Annotated in this window: 12 protein-coding genes and 2 pseudogenes; 4 read left to right on the forward strand and 10 right to left on the reverse strand. The window is 56.7% G+C overall.

From position 1 onward, the window contains the following. Positions 1–79: 79 nt before the first annotated feature. The 3 genes from recJ to AC1XYH_RS12240 form a co-directional block, all read right to left on the reverse strand. Positions 80–1,801, reverse strand: a complete 1,722-nt coding sequence (recJ, locus tag AC1XYH_RS12230; protein WP_483323449.1) for a single-stranded-DNA-specific exonuclease RecJ — start codon at positions 1,799–1,801, stop codon at positions 80–82. 5 nt (positions 1,802–1,806) lie between these two features. Next, positions 1,807–2,346, reverse strand: a complete 540-nt coding sequence (locus AC1XYH_RS12235; RefSeq protein WP_483323450.1) for a YaeQ family protein — start codon at positions 2,344–2,346, stop codon at positions 1,807–1,809. 71 nt (positions 2,347–2,417) lie between these two features. Then, a complete protein-coding gene (locus tag AC1XYH_RS12240) occupies positions 2,418–2,921 on the reverse strand; it encodes an MgtC/SapB family protein (RefSeq protein WP_483323451.1) in 504 nt (167 codons plus the stop codon). 184 nt (positions 2,922–3,105) lie between these two features. Between AC1XYH_RS12240 and AC1XYH_RS12245 the strand changes: the two genes are divergently transcribed. Then, positions 3,106–4,425: a diguanylate cyclase domain-containing protein gene (locus tag AC1XYH_RS12245; protein ID WP_483323452.1), complete on the forward strand. Its 1,320-nt coding sequence runs from the start codon at positions 3,106–3,108 to the stop codon at positions 4,423–4,425. 3 nt (positions 4,426–4,428) lie between these two features. On the opposite strand, the gene AC1XYH_RS12250 is transcribed toward AC1XYH_RS12245, so the two are convergent. After that, complete coding sequence (locus AC1XYH_RS12250; RefSeq protein WP_483323453.1) at positions 4,429–5,343, reverse strand: DUF808 domain-containing protein; 915 nt, start codon at positions 5,341–5,343, stop codon at positions 4,429–4,431. Between the two features lie 296 nt (positions 5,344–5,639). Here AC1XYH_RS12250 and AC1XYH_RS12255 point away from each other — a divergent pair. The 3 genes and pseudogenes from AC1XYH_RS12255 to AC1XYH_RS12265 form a co-directional block, all read left to right on the forward strand. Further along, a pseudogene (locus AC1XYH_RS12255) lies at positions 5,640–6,266 on the forward strand (PAS domain-containing protein); the annotation flags it as partial. 153 nt (positions 6,267–6,419) lie between these two features. Continuing rightward, positions 6,420–6,860, forward strand: a pseudogene (locus AC1XYH_RS12260) (methyl-accepting chemotaxis protein); the annotation flags it as partial. A 183-nt stretch (positions 6,861–7,043) separates the two neighbouring features. Further along, positions 7,044–8,240 carry a CaiB/BaiF CoA transferase family protein gene (locus tag AC1XYH_RS12265; RefSeq protein WP_483323454.1) on the forward strand — a complete coding sequence of 399 codons (1,197 nt, stop codon included), beginning with the start codon at positions 7,044–7,046 and terminating at the stop codon, positions 8,238–8,240. 357 nt (positions 8,241–8,597) lie between these two features. On the opposite strand, the gene AC1XYH_RS12270 is transcribed toward AC1XYH_RS12265, so the two are convergent. From AC1XYH_RS12270 to AC1XYH_RS12295, 6 genes are all read right to left on the reverse strand, one after another. After that, on the reverse strand, positions 8,598–9,803 hold the full coding sequence (locus AC1XYH_RS12270; protein ID WP_483323455.1) for a pyridoxal phosphate-dependent aminotransferase: 1,206 nt from the start codon (positions 9,801–9,803) through the stop codon (positions 8,598–8,600). 15 nt (positions 9,804–9,818) lie between these two features. Then, positions 9,819–11,228, reverse strand: a complete 1,410-nt coding sequence (locus AC1XYH_RS12275; protein WP_483323456.1) for an amidase — start codon at positions 11,226–11,228, stop codon at positions 9,819–9,821. Positions 11,229–11,291: 63 nt separating this feature from the next. Beyond that, positions 11,292–12,242, reverse strand: coding sequence for a D-2-hydroxyacid dehydrogenase (locus AC1XYH_RS12280; RefSeq protein WP_483323457.1), 951 nt, complete (start codon positions 12,240–12,242; stop codon positions 11,292–11,294). Continuing rightward, on the reverse strand, positions 12,239–13,492 hold the full coding sequence (locus tag AC1XYH_RS12285) for an aspartate aminotransferase family protein (RefSeq protein ID WP_483323458.1): 1,254 nt from the start codon (positions 13,490–13,492) through the stop codon (positions 12,239–12,241). The genes AC1XYH_RS12280 and AC1XYH_RS12285 overlap by 4 nt, the downstream gene beginning before the upstream one ends. 100 nt (positions 13,493–13,592) lie before the next feature. Continuing rightward, complete coding sequence (locus AC1XYH_RS12290; RefSeq protein ID WP_483323459.1) at positions 13,593–14,729, reverse strand: isocitrate/isopropylmalate dehydrogenase family protein; 1,137 nt, start codon at positions 14,727–14,729, stop codon at positions 13,593–13,595. Positions 14,730–14,733: 4 nt separating this feature from the next. After that, the gene (locus tag AC1XYH_RS12295; protein WP_483323460.1) at positions 14,734–16,194 is read right to left on the reverse strand and encodes an NAD-dependent succinate-semialdehyde dehydrogenase; all 1,461 of its coding nucleotides are present in this window, start codon (positions 16,192–16,194) and stop codon (positions 14,734–14,736) included. Positions 16,195–16,536: the final 342 nt, after the last annotated feature.

Here is a 16,536-nt window from a genome sequence, read left to right on the forward strand (position 1 = left end):
ACTTGGCATTTTTGTACCGCCATCAAAGCCGAAAGCAAGCCAGTCGTCAATCCCCCCATTGAGAAGGAGAAACGTTCACTTACTCACCCAGTGCATGCACGTGGCGAACCATAAACTGCAAGCTTTGCCGGCCGCGAAACTCATTGATATCCAGCGTATAGGCAACTCGCACGCGACTCACCTGCGGATTCGGCCAGCATTGAGGGTCAATATTGAAGGCGATCGCATCATAAAGCTCAGTACCTGTCTGCGTCTGCAACAGCATTTTTAAATGCCGCTCGCCTACCAAACGTTGCTGCACCAATTTGAACTCACCCTGAAACAACGGCTCAGGGAAATGCTGCCCCCAAGGCCCCGCTTCGCGCAGTTCTCCTGCGGTCTGCATCGACAACTCGTGATCCAGAAGACTGCCATCGGAGAGCAGGCGACCGGTGAGGTCGGCGGCGCTCAACTGGCGTCGCACTTCCATATCAAAAGCATCACGGAAAGCATCAAAATGCTCCGCAGCCAATGACAAGCCAGCGGCCATGGCGTGGCCGCCAAACTTGCTGATCAAATGCGGGTGCTGGGCAGCAACGGCATCCAGCGCATCGCGGATATGCAAGCCGGCTACCGAGCGTGCTGAGCCTTTTATCTGCCCATCGGCCGCCTCAGCAAAGGCAATCACCGGGCGGTGGAAGCGGTCTTTCAAACGCGAGGCCAAAATACCGATCACGCCTTGATGCCACTCCGCGTCGTACAAACATAGTCCAAAGGGTAAATCCGTTTCATCAAGCTGCATGGCATCCAGCGTTTTCAACGCCTGTTGCTGCATGTCGCGCTCGATCGCCTTGCGATCACGGTTCATGCCATCCAGCTCACGCGCCATCTCCAGCGCTAGACCTTCATCTTCGGTCAGCAAGCACTCGATACCCAGGCTCATGTCATCCAGTCGGCCGGCGGCGTTCAAGCGCGGGCCAACAATAAAACCCAGGTCCGTGGATACCAGCTTATCTGCAGGGCGCCCAGCGACCTCAAGCAACGCGCGAATGCCGGGGCGACAGCGGCCCGCACGAATGCGCGCCAGCCCTTGATGCACCAAAATCCGATTATTGGCATCCAGCGGCACCACGTCTGCCACCGTACCGAGCGCGACCAAATCCAGCAGCTCAGCCAGATTGGGTTCAGCGTGCGTATCGAACCAGCCGTTGTCACGCAAGCTGGCACGCAGCGCCAGCATCACGTAAAAAATCACCCCAACACCGGCCATCGCTTTACTTGGAAAGCTGCAGCCCGGCTGGCTTGGGTTAACGATGGCATCGGCCAGCGGTAATTGATCGCCGGGCAAATGGTGATCGGTCACCACCACCTGCAACCCGGCTGCCTTGGCCGCAGCCACGCCGTCAATACTGGAAATCCCGTTATCCACAGTGACCAGCAAATCTGGGCTGCACTGCAGCGCCACTTCAACAATCTCCGGTGTCAGCCCATAGCCATACTCGAAACGATTGGGCACCAGATAATCAACATGCTGTGCGCCAAGCATGCGCAGCGCCAACACCGCCACACAGCTTGCAGTAGCGCCATCGGCGTCAAAATCACCGACAATCAGAATGGATTGCTGCTTGGCCAACGCTGCGTTTAAGACCGCTACTGCTGCATCAATGCCGCTAAGTTGCTGGTAAGGCAGCAACGCGCGTAACCCGCGATCCAGTTCGGTGGCACTTTGCACACCACGCGCGGCATACAGGCGAGTCAGCAACGGCGACACATCGCCCAGATCGGGGAGGTTTTCAGGCGTTTGACGAGACTCGATTTGCATAAGACTCAGCGCTCGCCCTGCAGCCACTCGAGCGCTAGCTCATGCTGCGCATCACCGTCACTGACATAAAGCACGCCGTCGCTGATCATCACGCCCCAGTCGATGGTCCGCACCATATTCGCAGCCAAGGCGTCCAGCTCATCGACCGGCAAGGCGGCAATATTCACATTCTTCAATCCAGCGACCGCCGGCAACTGCTTGGTGGCCCACACCTTGGTGTTGCCGTAAGCCAGCAGAGAGACCTTTTCCGCACGACGCGAACACCAGATCAGGCGATCTGAATCGGGTTGACCGACCTCAATCCAATGCTCAATCCGGTCATCCAGACTCTTGTGCCACAGCGCCGCTTCGTCCACATCCGACAAACCACGACCAAAGGCGAGGCGCTCCTGATACCACAGCGCATAAGCAAGAATGCGAGTAGCCAGCCGCTGTTCGGTTTCCGAAGGATGGCGGGCAACCGTCATGCGCACATTCTCGTATACGCCCAGATCGGTATCGGTGATATTCAGTTGAACCTTGTAGGGAGTCGCTTGCTGCGCCATGACATTGCCTGTTTTCAGAAACCGAGGGCCGGCAGTGTAACGCAAGTCGCTGTCGGTTCCGCGTTACTCAGCTAATCGTTATCCTGTCGAGGGGTGCGCTTTAACAATAAGGGCACCACGTGCAGAATGACAAACGCCATACCGGCTGCCAGCAGCGCAGTCGACTCATGCCCCAACCCGATGGTGACGCCAATCGCAGCGGTCAGCCAAATGCCCGCGGCCGTGGTGAGGCCTCTTACTTCATCGTGCCTATCGCTTTTCAGGATGGTACCGGCACCTAGAAAACCAATACCTGCGACCACGCCTTGAATAACGCGACTCATGGCATCGTCCATCGCTCCACCGATATCCGGTACCAGCACAAACAGCGCTGCACCGAGCGAGACCAACATATGGGTACGCACGCCCGCTTCCTTGCCCTGCTGTTCACGTTCCAATCCCAGCAGCCCACCCAGCAAAGCCGCTAAAATAAGACGCAAGGTGATGCGCGTGCCCTGCTCAATATCCGACAGGTCGGAAAACTCATCCAGTAACGTGCGCCCTATCACGTTTAGCGTTTCTTGATTCCAAGCCATGCCTACCTCCCTGTCGCGACCCATTTGAACTGTCCGGCGCACCTGTGCATTCCGTCCTATTCTGAGTAATCATAGCCTCCAAGGTTCAGACTTGAATGTTTTCAATACCAAATAGCCAGCACTCAACCTCGAAAGCCCGGTTCGTGGGTATACTGTTTTAAACCAATACCAAACGATGGCCTCGATGAGCCTATTCCTTATAGCTGCCATATTATTGATTGCCCTGGTAGCGGCATTCTGGGTAAAACATGCCCACCAGCAGCTCGCGCGATTTCGCGCGCTGCTTGAGTTGTCGCCAAACGGCATTTTGCTGCTCGATAAACAGCGCAAAATCACTTGGCACAATCCCGCTGCGGGCACGCTGCTCAGTGTTCCGTCCGAGCTGTTGAACGGCAGCCAAATAAGCCGATGGCTACCCATGCTGGAAACCTTGCCAAGCACCCTGCAACGTCAGGAAACCCTGGCGATCAACCAGCAACATGACCGGCATCAAGTGGACATTACCTTACTGCCAGATACCTCACGCCATACCGCCGTGCTACTCATCCACCCAGACCCTTTACGCAGCGCCAGCAACGAGGCCATGGAGCGCCTGAAGCGTAGCCAGTACTTCGCGCAGATAGGCACCTGGGACTGGGACATAGGCACGGATCGGCTTTACTGGTCAGAAGCCATCTACAACATGTTTGGCTACCAGCCAGGGGACGTTACCCCCACCTACACGTTGTTTTGCAACAGCGTGCACCCAGACGATCGCGAACAAGTTCGGGCCGGTGAGCAGCTCTGTATAGAAACGGGCGAGAACCACGACGAGGAATACCGCGTGGTGTGGCCAGACGGCAGCGTGCATTGGGTTCGCGAGACCGGCAACGTGATCAAGAATGAGCAGGGGAAGGCGTTTAAAATGATGGGGGTGGTACGCGACATCACCGACGACAAGCGCTCAACCCAAGCACTTGAAAAACTGGCCCACCATGACCCACTGACCGGCTTACCCAACCGACTAATGCTTGAAAAACGGTTAAACAAAGCGCTCACCCGAGCGCGAACCCAGCAAACGCGAGTGGCGCTGGTATTCATCGACCTGAATAACTTCAAGCACATCAATGATCAACATGGCCATGCCGTGGGCGACGAACTATTGATCCAAGTCGCTGAGCGTTTACGCAGCGCCTTACGCGCCAGTGACATGGTGGCTCGCCTGGGTGGCGACGAGTTTGTGTTGTTGATGGAAGGACTTGCGCCGGAGCATCGGTTGGCCGACGAAGCGCACAGCATCTGCGAAAAAATCTTCGCTGAGCTGGCGCCACAGCTAACGCTGGGTGACCGGCAATACCGAATCGGCGCCAGCTTGGGAGTGGCCGTATTTCCGGACCACGCGGTAACGCTCGACAAGCTCATTCATGCAGCCGATCTTGCTATGTACGCAGCCAAACGCAGCGGTAACAATCAATATCGGCTGGGTGGCGACCTGACCACCCACGCTCATACTCTCAACTCTTGAAGCTCAACGCTGCCGCAAACGCCCGATTAGCGTAATGACACCCAAAATCACAAAGCCGGCGACGATGCCTAAGCCGGCATTGATCAACGTTGGCAACAAACCGCCCAGTACGGTGCCAACAAAGGGTAACCCTCCAGCCAGCTCAGCACTGTTCTCGATCCAGTGATGCAGCACACCAACGCCGTGAGTCAGAATGCCGCCACCCACCATAAACATTGCAGCGGTGCCAACCACTGAGAGCGCGCGCATTAACCAAGGTGCAAACCAGAGAATGCCAGCGCCGATCTTCTGCGCGGCGGCACTGCTGCGTTCGGTCAACGCCAAACCGGCGTCATCCAGCTTGACGATACCGGCCACCAGCCCATAAACACCGGCCGTCATGACGAACGCGATACCCGACACCACTATGACCTGCTGCAGAAAATCCGCCTCGGCCACCGTACCTAAAGTAATCGCGATGATCTCAGCCGAAAGGATCAAATCGGTACGCACAGCGCCTTTTATCTTCTCTTTCTCTCTAGCGACCACATCTTTTGGGTCACCAGACAAGTTCTTTACGGTCTGCGCATGCTCAGCTTTGCTGTCGTGCAAAAAAACGTGCGCTAATTTTTCTGCGCCCTCATAGCAAAGAAAGGCACCACCGAGCATTAACACGGGCGTTATCAACCAGGGCGCCACGGCACTGATCAGCAGCGCCGCTGGCACCAGAATCAGCTTATTACGAAAGGAACCCTTGGCAACCGCCCAGACCACTGGCAATTCGCGGTCAGCTTTTACACCGGTCACCTGTTGCGCGTTCAGCGCCAAATCATCACCCAGCACACCGGCGGTTTTCTTGGCCGCCACCTTGGTCATCAAGGAAACGTCATCGAGGATGGACGCAATATCGTCGATCAATACGAGCAGACTGGTAGCCAAAGTGGCACTCCTTGATTAGATGGCAATAAATATCGGCGACAGACTCAGACGACATTATGCGCATTTTAGGCTACCTCTGCACTGGCGGCGCCACGTAAAAATGCTTTACGCGGTCTCAAGAAATACCGCCGTTAGCCGATCAATTCTAAATCAGGGCGCGACTGTGCTCGCTACTCCCACAAGCTTTGCCTGAGGTACCTATGTTCGGATCACGCCTGCGCCAAGAATTAGAACAATGCTCAACAGAACTGGCCACCAACAAGCAGATCCTGGCTGCCATCAGCAAAAGCCTGGCGATGATCGAGTTCAGCCCCAACGGCGACATACTCGACGCCAATGAAGCCTTCCTAAACTGCATGGGCTACCGAATGGATGAGGTACGTGGCCAGCATCACCGCATGTTCTGTGCGCGCGAATTACTCTCAAGCAGTGAATACACTCGATTTTGGCAACGGCTAGCGAACGGCGAAACCTTCAGTGATCGCTTTATGCGACTGGCCAAGGGCAACCGCGCAGTCTGGCTGGAGGCAAGCTATTTGCCCGTAAAAGATGCCAACGGCAAAGTTACTCGAGTTATCAAGCTGGCGACCGACATTACTCAGCAGATACAAACAGAACAAGAACACCAAAGCCTGCTCAATGCCATAGGTCGCTCTATGGCGGTGATTGAATTCACTAACAATGGCGACATAGTTACCGCCAACGATAACTTTCTAAAAACCATGGGCTATCGCCTGGAAGAGGTGCGGGGCAAACATCACAGTCTGTTCTGTGACCCGCACGAGACCAGCAGTGAGGGCTACCGCCGATTTTGGCAGCGCCTGAACAACGGCGAGTTCATTTCCGACCGTTTCAAACGAGTAACCAAATCAGGCCAAGACGTCTGGCTGCGCGCAACCTACAACCCCTTGTACGACGCGGGTGGCAAACTCTACGGGGTAGTTAAGTTTGCCAGCGATATCACGGCGCAAGTAGAAAGGCGGCATGCCGAGTCTGCCGCTGCAAAACTGGCGTTCGAAATTGCCGCAGAAACCGACGAAAGCGCACGCAAGGGCTCTCGCACCGTGGAAGAAACCGTACAGGTAGTGCGTAGCATTGCCGGCGACCTCGATTCTGTGGCAACTCACATTGGCGCCTTGAGCACCCAATCCGAACGCATCAACAGCATCGTCCAAGTGATTCGCGGTATCGCCGAGCAAACCAACCTGTTGGCGCTCAATGCCGCCATCGAAGCCGCACGCGCCGGCGAGCAAGGCCGAGGTTTTGCGGTAGTCGCCGATGAAGTACGCAACCTTGCCGCACGCACCAGCCAAGCCACCGTCGAAATCAACGACGTAGTGCAACAGAACATGGAACTGGCGCAGCAAGCGGTAGCCGGCATGACCGGCAGCCAAAGCAAGGCGGAACAAGGCGTAGCGCTGGCCACCAAAGCGGGTGAAGCCATGCTCGATATTCGCGATGAAGCCCAGCGCGTAGTCGACGCCATCGGCCAGTTCGCTGAGGCTATAGATGACTGATCTGGCGCCTAGCGTAGCCCACCAACCTGCGCACGCCACTTGACTGCTGGTCAAAAACATCGCTGCCGCAATGGCTGCACGCCAGCGGTATAAATAGCCGCCAGAAGCAGGCTCATAGGCATTCCTCGCAGCATCAGCAATCACCTACACTGTGCAGCCGTATCGCACTAAGCAGGAGATTGCATGAACGCCGCCAAACCCCTCGCCGGCCTCAAGGTCATTGAGCTCGGCACCTTGATCGCCGGCCCTTTTGCTGCCCGCATTTGCGCAGAATTCGGTGCAGATGTGATCAAGGTCGAATCGCCCAATGGCGGTGATCCACTACGCAAATGGCGCAAGCTGTATGAAGGCACCTCGCTTTGGTGGTTTGTGCAGGCACGCAACAAAAAGTCGATCACACTCAATCTGAAAGCAGCTGAGGGCGTCAGCATTCTCAAACAATTGCTGGCCGACGCCGACATCCTGATTGAGAACTTCCGTCCAGGAACGCTGGAAAAACTCGGCCTCGGCTGGGATGTATTGCAGGCACTCAATCCTGGGTTGGTCATGGTGCGGCTATCGGGCTTTGGCCAGACGGGGCCTTACAAGGATCAACCGGGGTTCGGAGCTGTAGGCGAATCAGTGGGTGGCCTGCGCTATATCACCGGATATGAAGACCGCCCGCCAGTGCGCACCGGCATCTCCATTGGAGATTCGATCGCCGCGCTGTGGGGCGTGATAGGCGCGCTCATGGCGCTGCGGCATCGCGAAGTAAATCAAGGCAAAGGCCAGGTCGTCGATGTTGCTCTCTATGAAGCAGTGTTTGCGATGATGGAAAGCATGGTGCCGGAGTTTGATGTGATGGGCTTTGTGCGCGAACGCAGCGGCAATATTATGCCCGGCATCACGCCCTCCTCTATCCATACCTGCAACGACGGCAAAGCAGTACAAATCGGTGCCAACGGCGACGCTATTTTCCAACGTTTTATGCGTGCCATTGGGCGCGATGATCTGGCTGACGACCCCACTTTAGCGGATAACGCCGGGCGCGATGCTCGTCGCGACGAACTCTACGCGCTGATCGACAGCTGGGCCGCACGTCGTAGCCAAGAGGACGTGCTAACCCTGCTTAATCGCGCCGAGGTACCTGCCAGTAAAATCTATTCGGCCGCCGACATGTTCAGCGATCCGCAGTACTTGGCCCGCGAGATGTTTATCAATGCCACGCTGCCGGACGGCAAGCCATTCAAGATGCCGGGCATTGTGCCCAAATTGACCGAAACCCCCGGCAGCGCCGAGTGGACCGGACCAGCACTGGGCGAGCATACGGACACATTATTAAAACAATTAGGCTATACCCATGAGAGCGTAGAACGACTACGAAAGAATGGAGTAATTTAATAGGCAGGTGGTGTAACTGGGGTAATTCGCGGGAATGGCGCGCAGACCAGGTATTTACCAAACGGTAACGTCGCGGGAACACGACGAACCGCTTGCTTCACTTGCCTCGAGGTACTTGATACCCAGCGAGGCAAGGATTTAACGAAAGCCGAGAAACGACAGGATAGCTAAAACGATCACCACGGCACCAACAATATAAACGATCCTATTCATCAGATTTCCTCCTTTGGATGAAATAGCCGCACTGGCGTTAACCAGTACGGCCTCTCTTAAAGAGACATCAGGCAGTGAAAAAGTTTAGTTCTCACTCACTGCATTGCAAACCAGTTCACATATTTAACTTTAAAACCAAGCGCGTCAGCTGAAATCCTGCTTGGCCATCCACGGGATGATGCGTTCAAACGCCTCTTCAATATTTGCCAACGATGTGGAGTAGCTCAAGCGCAGCGCGTTGTTGCAGCTGTTACCAAACGTCTCCCCGGGGATGGTACAAACCCCGGTTTCTTTCAGCAGACGTAGCGCGACGTTGGTGCCGTTGACCCCTTCCGGCAGCGACGGAAAAAGATAAAACGCGCCTTCCGGTTTATAACCCGTGAGGTGCGGCGTTTGCTCGACCAACTCCACCAAGCGGTCTCGCCGCCGTGTGTATTCCGCCAGCATGTAATCGGTGAACTCAGTACCCCCGCGCAATGCAGCAACGCCGGCCCACTGGAATGGCGTATTGGCCACCGTGGTGGTGAACATGTGATAGCGCCGCAGCTTCTTGATCGCCGCCTGGCTGGCGATCAGCCAGCCAATACGCATACCCGCCATGCTGTAGGTCTTCGAGAAGCTGCTCACCACCATCACGTGATCCAGATCACTGCAGCACGACAGCACTGAGGGATACTCCTTGCCGTCGTAGATCAAGTGATCGTAGACCTCATCGCTGATCACGTGGATACCGCGATACGCCGCCTCTTCCAGAATCGCCTCCAGCGTTTCCTTTGGGTACAGGGTACCCGTCGGGTTACTGGGTGAGTTGAGCACAATGGCATGAGTGTGCGGCTCAATCGCGTCTATCACTTCCTGCGGGTCAAGCTGATGGTTGTTTTCCGCTCGAGTGCGAATCTCGGTGACTTCGCCACCGTTCATGCGAATCAGCGGCGCGTACAACATAAACGCCGGATCAGGAACGATAAAGTGCCGGCCTGGAGCCGCGACCGCCGTCAGTGCCAGGTAAATCGCCTCCGTAGCACCTGTGGTCACCAGGATGTTTTCAGTAGTCAGTGGCCGCTGATAACGCCCGCTGTAATAGGTAGACAGCGACTCCAACAACTCTGGCAAACCGGCGTCCATGGTATAGCCCGTCTGCCCTGCTTGCAGGGCTTCGACGGCTGCGTCCACCACGTTTTTAGGCGCAGGCAAGTCCGGCTGACCAATAGATAGGTGGATCACATCTTCCAGGCTCGATGCCAGATTGACCATCTTGCGAATACCGGGAATCGGAATAGTCAGCAGCGCCGGATTCCAGATCGGATCTTCGGATTCGTACAGGTCTACATCACTTGTTCCAAGTGCCATAAAGCGTTCCCCTGATCAGGCGGTAAACAGGTCTGGACGACGATCGGTCAAAGGCGCGGCCTGCTGATAGGCATAGCCCGCTTGCAGTACCAGAGCGTCATTGAAACGTGCCCCCACCAACTGCAAACCAATCGGCAGACCTTTGCTGTCGAAGCCGCAGGGCACCGAGAGTCCGGGTTGACCGGTCATGTTGAAGGGGTAAGTGAAGGGCGTCCAGGTTGGCCAACGCGTACTGGGCCAGTCCTCGGGCACTTCACGCCCGGTCTTGAAAGCGGTAATCGGCAAGGTCGGCGTCAGCAGCAAATCGTATTTCTGATGAAAACCGGCCATGCGCTCGCGCAACGCCATGGATTCGTTCACCGCGCCCATGTAATCCAGCATGCTCAGGCGCGAGGCCTTCTCGGCGACCTTAACTAGTTCAGGGTCCATCAAGGCGCGTTTTTTCGCACCCAGATCACGGATGGCATTCGCTGCGCCACCGTAAAACAGGTGACCAAAGGCCGCCAACGGATCACTGAAACCGGGATCGACGCGCACCACTTCGGCGCCCAGCGACTCAAATACCTTCGCCGCCTCAGCAACCGAGGCCTCAACCTCCTTGTCTACGTCCACGTAACCTAGGTTAGGGCTGTAAGCGATTTTCAGTCCCTTTACGCCGTTCTTGAGTTTGGCCAAATAATCAATATTACGGCGTGGCACTGCGTTGGTATCGCGATGGTCGGCTTCGCACAGCACATTCATCATCAGCGCGCAGTCTTCTACCGTCCAAGTCATGGGGCCAGCATGCGCCAAGGTGCCGAACGGGCTCGACGGCCAATGCGGCACCTCGCCGAAAGACGGCTTCAAACCGACGATTCCGCAGAACGCAGCAGGGATACGAATCGAGCCACCTGCATCAGTTCCCAGCGCAATGGGCGCCATACCCAAAGCAACCGCCACACCGCTACCACCGCTGGAGCCGCCAGATGTAGTGGCGGGATTCCAAGGGTTGTTGGTTACGCCGGTGACCGGATTGTCGGTCACGCCTTTCCAGCCCAGCTCGGGTGTCGTGGTCTTGCCGATAGGCACATAACCATGGCGCGCCAAGGCGGCGGTACAGGGGGCCGATTTACCCATGGTGCTTTGCGGGTCAACCGTATGCGAACCCTTGATGGTTGGCCACATGGGGGTCAGGAATACATCCTTGACCGCGACGGGAACACCATCCAGCAGGCCGTTAGCCTCGCCGCGTTGATAACGCTGCTCAGACTCGCGGGCAAAGCCCAGCGAGGTCTCACGATCGACTAGGCAGAAGCCGTTAGTCTGTTTATCCACCCTTTCAATCTGATCCAGCATCGCATTGGCGACTTCAACCGGAGACAACTGTTTGTCGGCAAACTTCTCCCGAAGTTGTACTGCTGTCATCTTAAGAATGTCCTGGGACATATCCGCCTCCTCAGGTGGAAAAATCATCATGAAAATACTGAACCTTGACTGCTCTAAGCATGTTCAGGACGTACCCTTATCAACTTGATTAAACAAGTCTTCATCAGCCAGCCAATGTTCAAGATTGGCCTTGAATTGCTCGCCCAGCGCATCGCGCCAGCCTACAAAATCACCGGACATGTGCGCCGAGATCATCACGTTAGGCATATCCCACAACGGATGCTGTGCCGGCAGCGGCTCGGGCTCAACCACATCCAGCGCAGCGCCCGCGATTACTCGTTGCTGCAAGGCTTCAACCAAATCGTCAGTCACCACCACAGCGCCACGCCCAACGTTGATCAACACAGCATGCGGTTTCATCAGCGCCAGCATCTGGCGATTAATCAAACCTTCTGTAGCGGGGGTCAGCGGCGCTGTTACCACCACGTAATCGGCATTTGGGAGGTGTTTTTCGAGGTCATCGTTGGCGACCACTTGCTTGAAATGCGGCGTATCTCGCGCACTGCGAGCAACCCCTGTAACCTCAAGTCCCAGGGCACTGAGCAGGCGCGCAACCTCACCGCCAATAGAGCCAGCACCAATGATCAGCGCCTGCTTGCCGCTGATCAGATCGGTCTCCCGGTGCTGCCAGCGGTGCGCGCGCTGATGCCTCAAATTGCCGAGGGTATCTTTGGCAAACATCAGCACGGCGCCGAGTACATACTCAGCGATGCCTAGATCAAACACACCACGCGCGTTGGTCAGCAGCAGATCGCTCTTTACCAGCGCCGGAAACAACAACGCATCCACGCCCGCACTCGTCGCATGCACCCACTTGATGTCGTGGTGCGCAGGCCAACACCGCTCCAGCAAGCCCGTGCGGAAATCGGTGACCACTAGCACATCGGCATGCATGAGCTGTTCACGCAGTTCGGCTTCAGCACTGACGGTGGTCAACTCGACGCCAGTCGGTAAGGTCTCCAGGCCCGGCAAAGGCAACTCGCCGGGTGCAACCAGCACCAGAATGCGGGTCACTCAGCCACCTCTTCTAGCGCCTTGGCAAAGCGCGAAACCGCATCGTCGATCTCATCCGCAGACACCGTAAGCGGTGGCAACCAGCGTACTATCTGGCCATCGGTGCCACAGCGCAGCAGCAGCAGGCCTTGAGCCTCAGCGGCCACGCTAAGCTTGCCGGCCAAGTCAGCACGCGGCGTGCGGTGGTCATCGCCAATCTCCATGCCGAGCATCAAACCCTTGCCACGAATAGTGTCGATACAGCTGTAGCGCTGTTGCAGTTCAGTCAGCTGATTGAGCAGACGCTCGCCTTGCTGCGCTGCGTTGGCGACGAGTTGCTCTTCATCAATCACCTTGAGCGTTGCCAGCGCAGCAGCGCAGGCAACCGCATTAGCCCCGTAGGTGCCGCCCTGCGAGCCGGGCATGCCCTTACTCATCAACTCTTCGGATGCCGCAATCGCTGAAAGCGGGAAACCACTGGCCAGCCCTTTAGCGGTAATTACGACGTCAGGTTGTACGGCAAAGTGATCGTGACTCCAGAATTTACCCGTGCGCCCGTAGCCCGCTTGTATTTCATCGCAAATCAGCAAAATACCGTGCTGCTTGCAACGCTCTGCCAGCCCCTGCATGAACGTGGTGTTAGCCGGGTAATAACCAAACTCACCCTGCACGGGCTCGATGATCATGGCCGCGGTATCGCTGGGAGCAGATTGGGTTTTGAAAATATGGTCAAGTTCACGCAGGGCAAAATCGGTGGCCTGTTCTTCAGTCCAGCCATGGCGATAGGCGTGCGGGAAAGGTGAAACCACGACCCCTGCCATCATCGGATGAAAGCCGGTGCGCACCTTAGTGCCGGAAGTAGTCAGCGAGGCCGCTGCCATGGTGCGGCCATGAAAGCCGCCATCAAATACGATGATGTTAGCGCGACCTGTCGCGTGACGCGCGAGTCGCAGAGCCGTTTCAACTGCTTCGGAACCGGAGTTGGCAAACGCCACGGAATCGATCGGCCCGGGCATTCGTTCCGCCAACCGGTCAGACAGGTCCAGCATGGGCTGGTGCGTGACGGTGGTGTACTGCGCGTGCACGATCTTGCCGATTTGTTCGCGCGCCGCTGCAACCACTTTGGGATGACAATGGCCGGTACTGGTAACCCCAATGCCGGAAGTGAAGTCCAGATAGCGCTTGCCGTTGACGTCAAACAACCAGCTACCTTCGCCGCGCTCTACGCGCACCTGACTGGCTTGTTTCAACAGCGGTGACAAATGACTCATAAACGTCTCCTGTCCTTGCAGCGGGCGTCGCGCCCGACTGTGCTCGAAAATACGATAGGCCAGCGACTCGCCAAACGAGCCCTAGCACTTTAGAAGGGGGTTACAACCCGCCAATCACGCCGGCTGTAACCTCCTGACAAGTTCGCTGAGCCCCTGCAGCCGCCACCAGATCCTTGGCAACGGCCATGCGCAGGCGCTCGGCAGCTTGTGCGCAGCCTACCCAGTCCAACATCATGGCTGTGGTAAGCAGCATGGCAGCAGGATTAGCTTTCCCCTGGCCGGCAATATCCGGCGCGCTACCATGTGTCGGTTCAAACAGTGCGGGCATCTCCCGACTATCTGGATTGATATTGCAAGACGGCGCCAGCCCCAGTCCGCCCGATAGCACGGCGGCCAAATCCGTCAGTATGTCTCCATGCAAGTTACTCGCCACCACTACGTCGAAGGCCCAGGGCGTCTGTACAAACTTCATACAGGCAGCATCTACCAGCTCATGGTGCACGCCGATGTCAGGGAATTCCTTGGCCACTTCGGCGAATACTTCCGTGTACATATCGCCCCAAAAAGGCTGGGCATTACGCTTGGTGATCAAGCAGACCTGTGCACCAGCGCTGCCCTTCTCGGCGCAGAAAAACGCGGCACTGCCTTGCGGGCGTGCAGCCAGTCGCTGCTGTGCACGGCGAAACGCATGGCGAATCAGCCGTTCGGTACCGTGACGGGTAAACACTTCCAGCTGGGTCGCCACCTCCTGCGCGGTGCCGCGATTCAAGCGGCCGCCCTGATTGACGTATTCACCCTCGCTGTTCTCGCGAATGACCAGCATGTCGACATCAGCGGCACGCGGGTCTGCTAGATACTGAGGCGCTCCGGGCAGCAAGCGCGCGGGACGCTCGCAGGCCCAAAGCTGCAAGCCCTTGCGGAACGTCAGCAGCGGCGCCAGCGAGATGCTGTCGGGCAAGCGGTAACGTTGCGCGTCGCTGATCGGCCCGGGGTCACCCAAGGCTCCAAGTAGCAAAGCATCGTAACGCTGTACTTGTTGCAGGGCGTCTTCCGGCATCATCTCGCCATGCGCCTGATGCCAGGCGGTGCTTGGCCACGCCAGGGTTTCCCAATCCAGCGGCAACGGTTCAATCTTATGCAGTGCCTGTAGCACCGCGTCAGCCGCCGCCATGACCTCGTGACCGATGCCATCACCGGGCATCAGCGCGATTTTCTTGCGTGCAGCGTGTTCAGTCATCAGCTTACTCCGCGCCCATGCAGAGATATTTAATCTCCATGTATTCCTCAATGCCGTGGCTGGAACCTTCGCGACCCAGGCCGGATTCCTTCACCCCACCAAACGGCGCTGCGGCATTTGAAACCGCGCCTTCGTTAACGCCGATGATGCCGGCTTCCAGCTCATCAGCTACTCGCCATACGCGGTGGATATTGGTGCTGTAAAAGTAGGCGGCCAGTCCGAAGGGCGTGTCGTTAGCAATTTCGATAGCTTCTTCTTCAGTCTCGAACTTGATAACCGCTGCCAGCGGACCAAAGGTTTCGTCTTCGCACAGCTGCATATCGCGGGTCACGCCCGTGATCAACACCGGCGCGACAAAGTTGCCGTTATCGCCTTCGGGCACAGCGCCCGCTACGTGCTTGGCGCCCTTGCTCAGGGCGTCCTTAAAGTGCTCTTGTACCTTCTTCACCGCAGAACGGTTGATCAGTGCAGACTGGGTGACGCCCTCTGCAAAGCCATCGCCCAATTTGAGCTTGCCCATAGCCTCGGCGAGTTTCTCAACAAAACGATCATGAATACCTGCCTGTACCAAGAAGCGGTTAGCGCAGACACAGGTTTGCCCGGTATTGCGGAATTTACAGATCATCGCGCCTTCTACCGCGCGCTCTACATCGGCATCGTCAAACACGATAAAGGGCGCATTGCCGCCCAGTTCCAAGGATACTTTTTGAATATGCTGGGCGCATTGAGCCATCAACTGGCTGCCCACACTGGTGGAGCCGGTGAAGCTCAGCTTGCGTACCGTCGAGCTGCTGGTAAGCACGTCGCTGATAACCGACGCCTTGCCGGTCACCACGTTGAATACGCCTGCCGGAATGCCCGCTTCATCCGCCAGTTCCGCTAGCGCAAGCGCCGTATAAGGCGTAGCGCTAGCAGGTTTAACGATCATCGAACAACCGGCCGCCAAGGCAGCGCCCGCTTTGCGAGTAATCATCGCCGCAGGGAAGTTCCATGGAGTAATAGCCGCGGTAACACCAATAGGTTGCTTGACGACCACAATGTGCTGACCCGGTTTCGCGCCGGGAATGGTTTCGCCATAAACCCGGCGAGCCTCTTCAGCAAACCAGCGAATAAAAGACGCCGCATAGTCGACCTCGCCACGCGACTCAGCCAGCGGCTTGCCCTGCTCCAGAGTCATTAGTGTGGCGATATCTTCCTTGTGTTCCAATATCAGGCTGTTCCAGCGCAGCAGCAGATCAGCGCGCTCTTGCGCCGTTTTTTTGCGCCACACCTTGAAGCCAGCATCAGCCTGTTTGATGGCATCCTTTAACTCCGCTTCGCTGAGTACTGGAACGGTACCCAGAATCTCACCGTTAGCCGGGTTATCCACATCAATGGTACTGCCATCACTGGCCCCCACCCACTTGCCGCCGACGTAGCATTGCTGGCGAAATAAACGTGAGGTTTTAAGGCGAGATACAGACATGGACGAACTCCTCGAAACAGTCGTGAGCAGGATTCAAATAACAGTCGGTCGCCGCCAGGCGGCACCCGAAAGTCTAAATCCAAATTGATCAACAGGGCGCCAAATGACAGCGCGAAACATGCCCGTCAATAGCAGGCACCAAGGATTTTTACTCTTCCAGCCTAGGCAGATTTTGCGGGGGAAGCAAACCGCTGGACGGTAGTGAACGCATGCCAGAAAAAACTGTCACACCTAAGATTCCACGAATACGCAAAACTCTTGTGCAGAGCCCCGCTCAGGATAAGCGCGGGAATGGCTTTTCTATGCACCGAGTAAAATTTTGCAACCTCTGACAGATAATTA

It is taken from the genome of Pseudomonas sp. GW-45 (assembly GCF_056896675.1).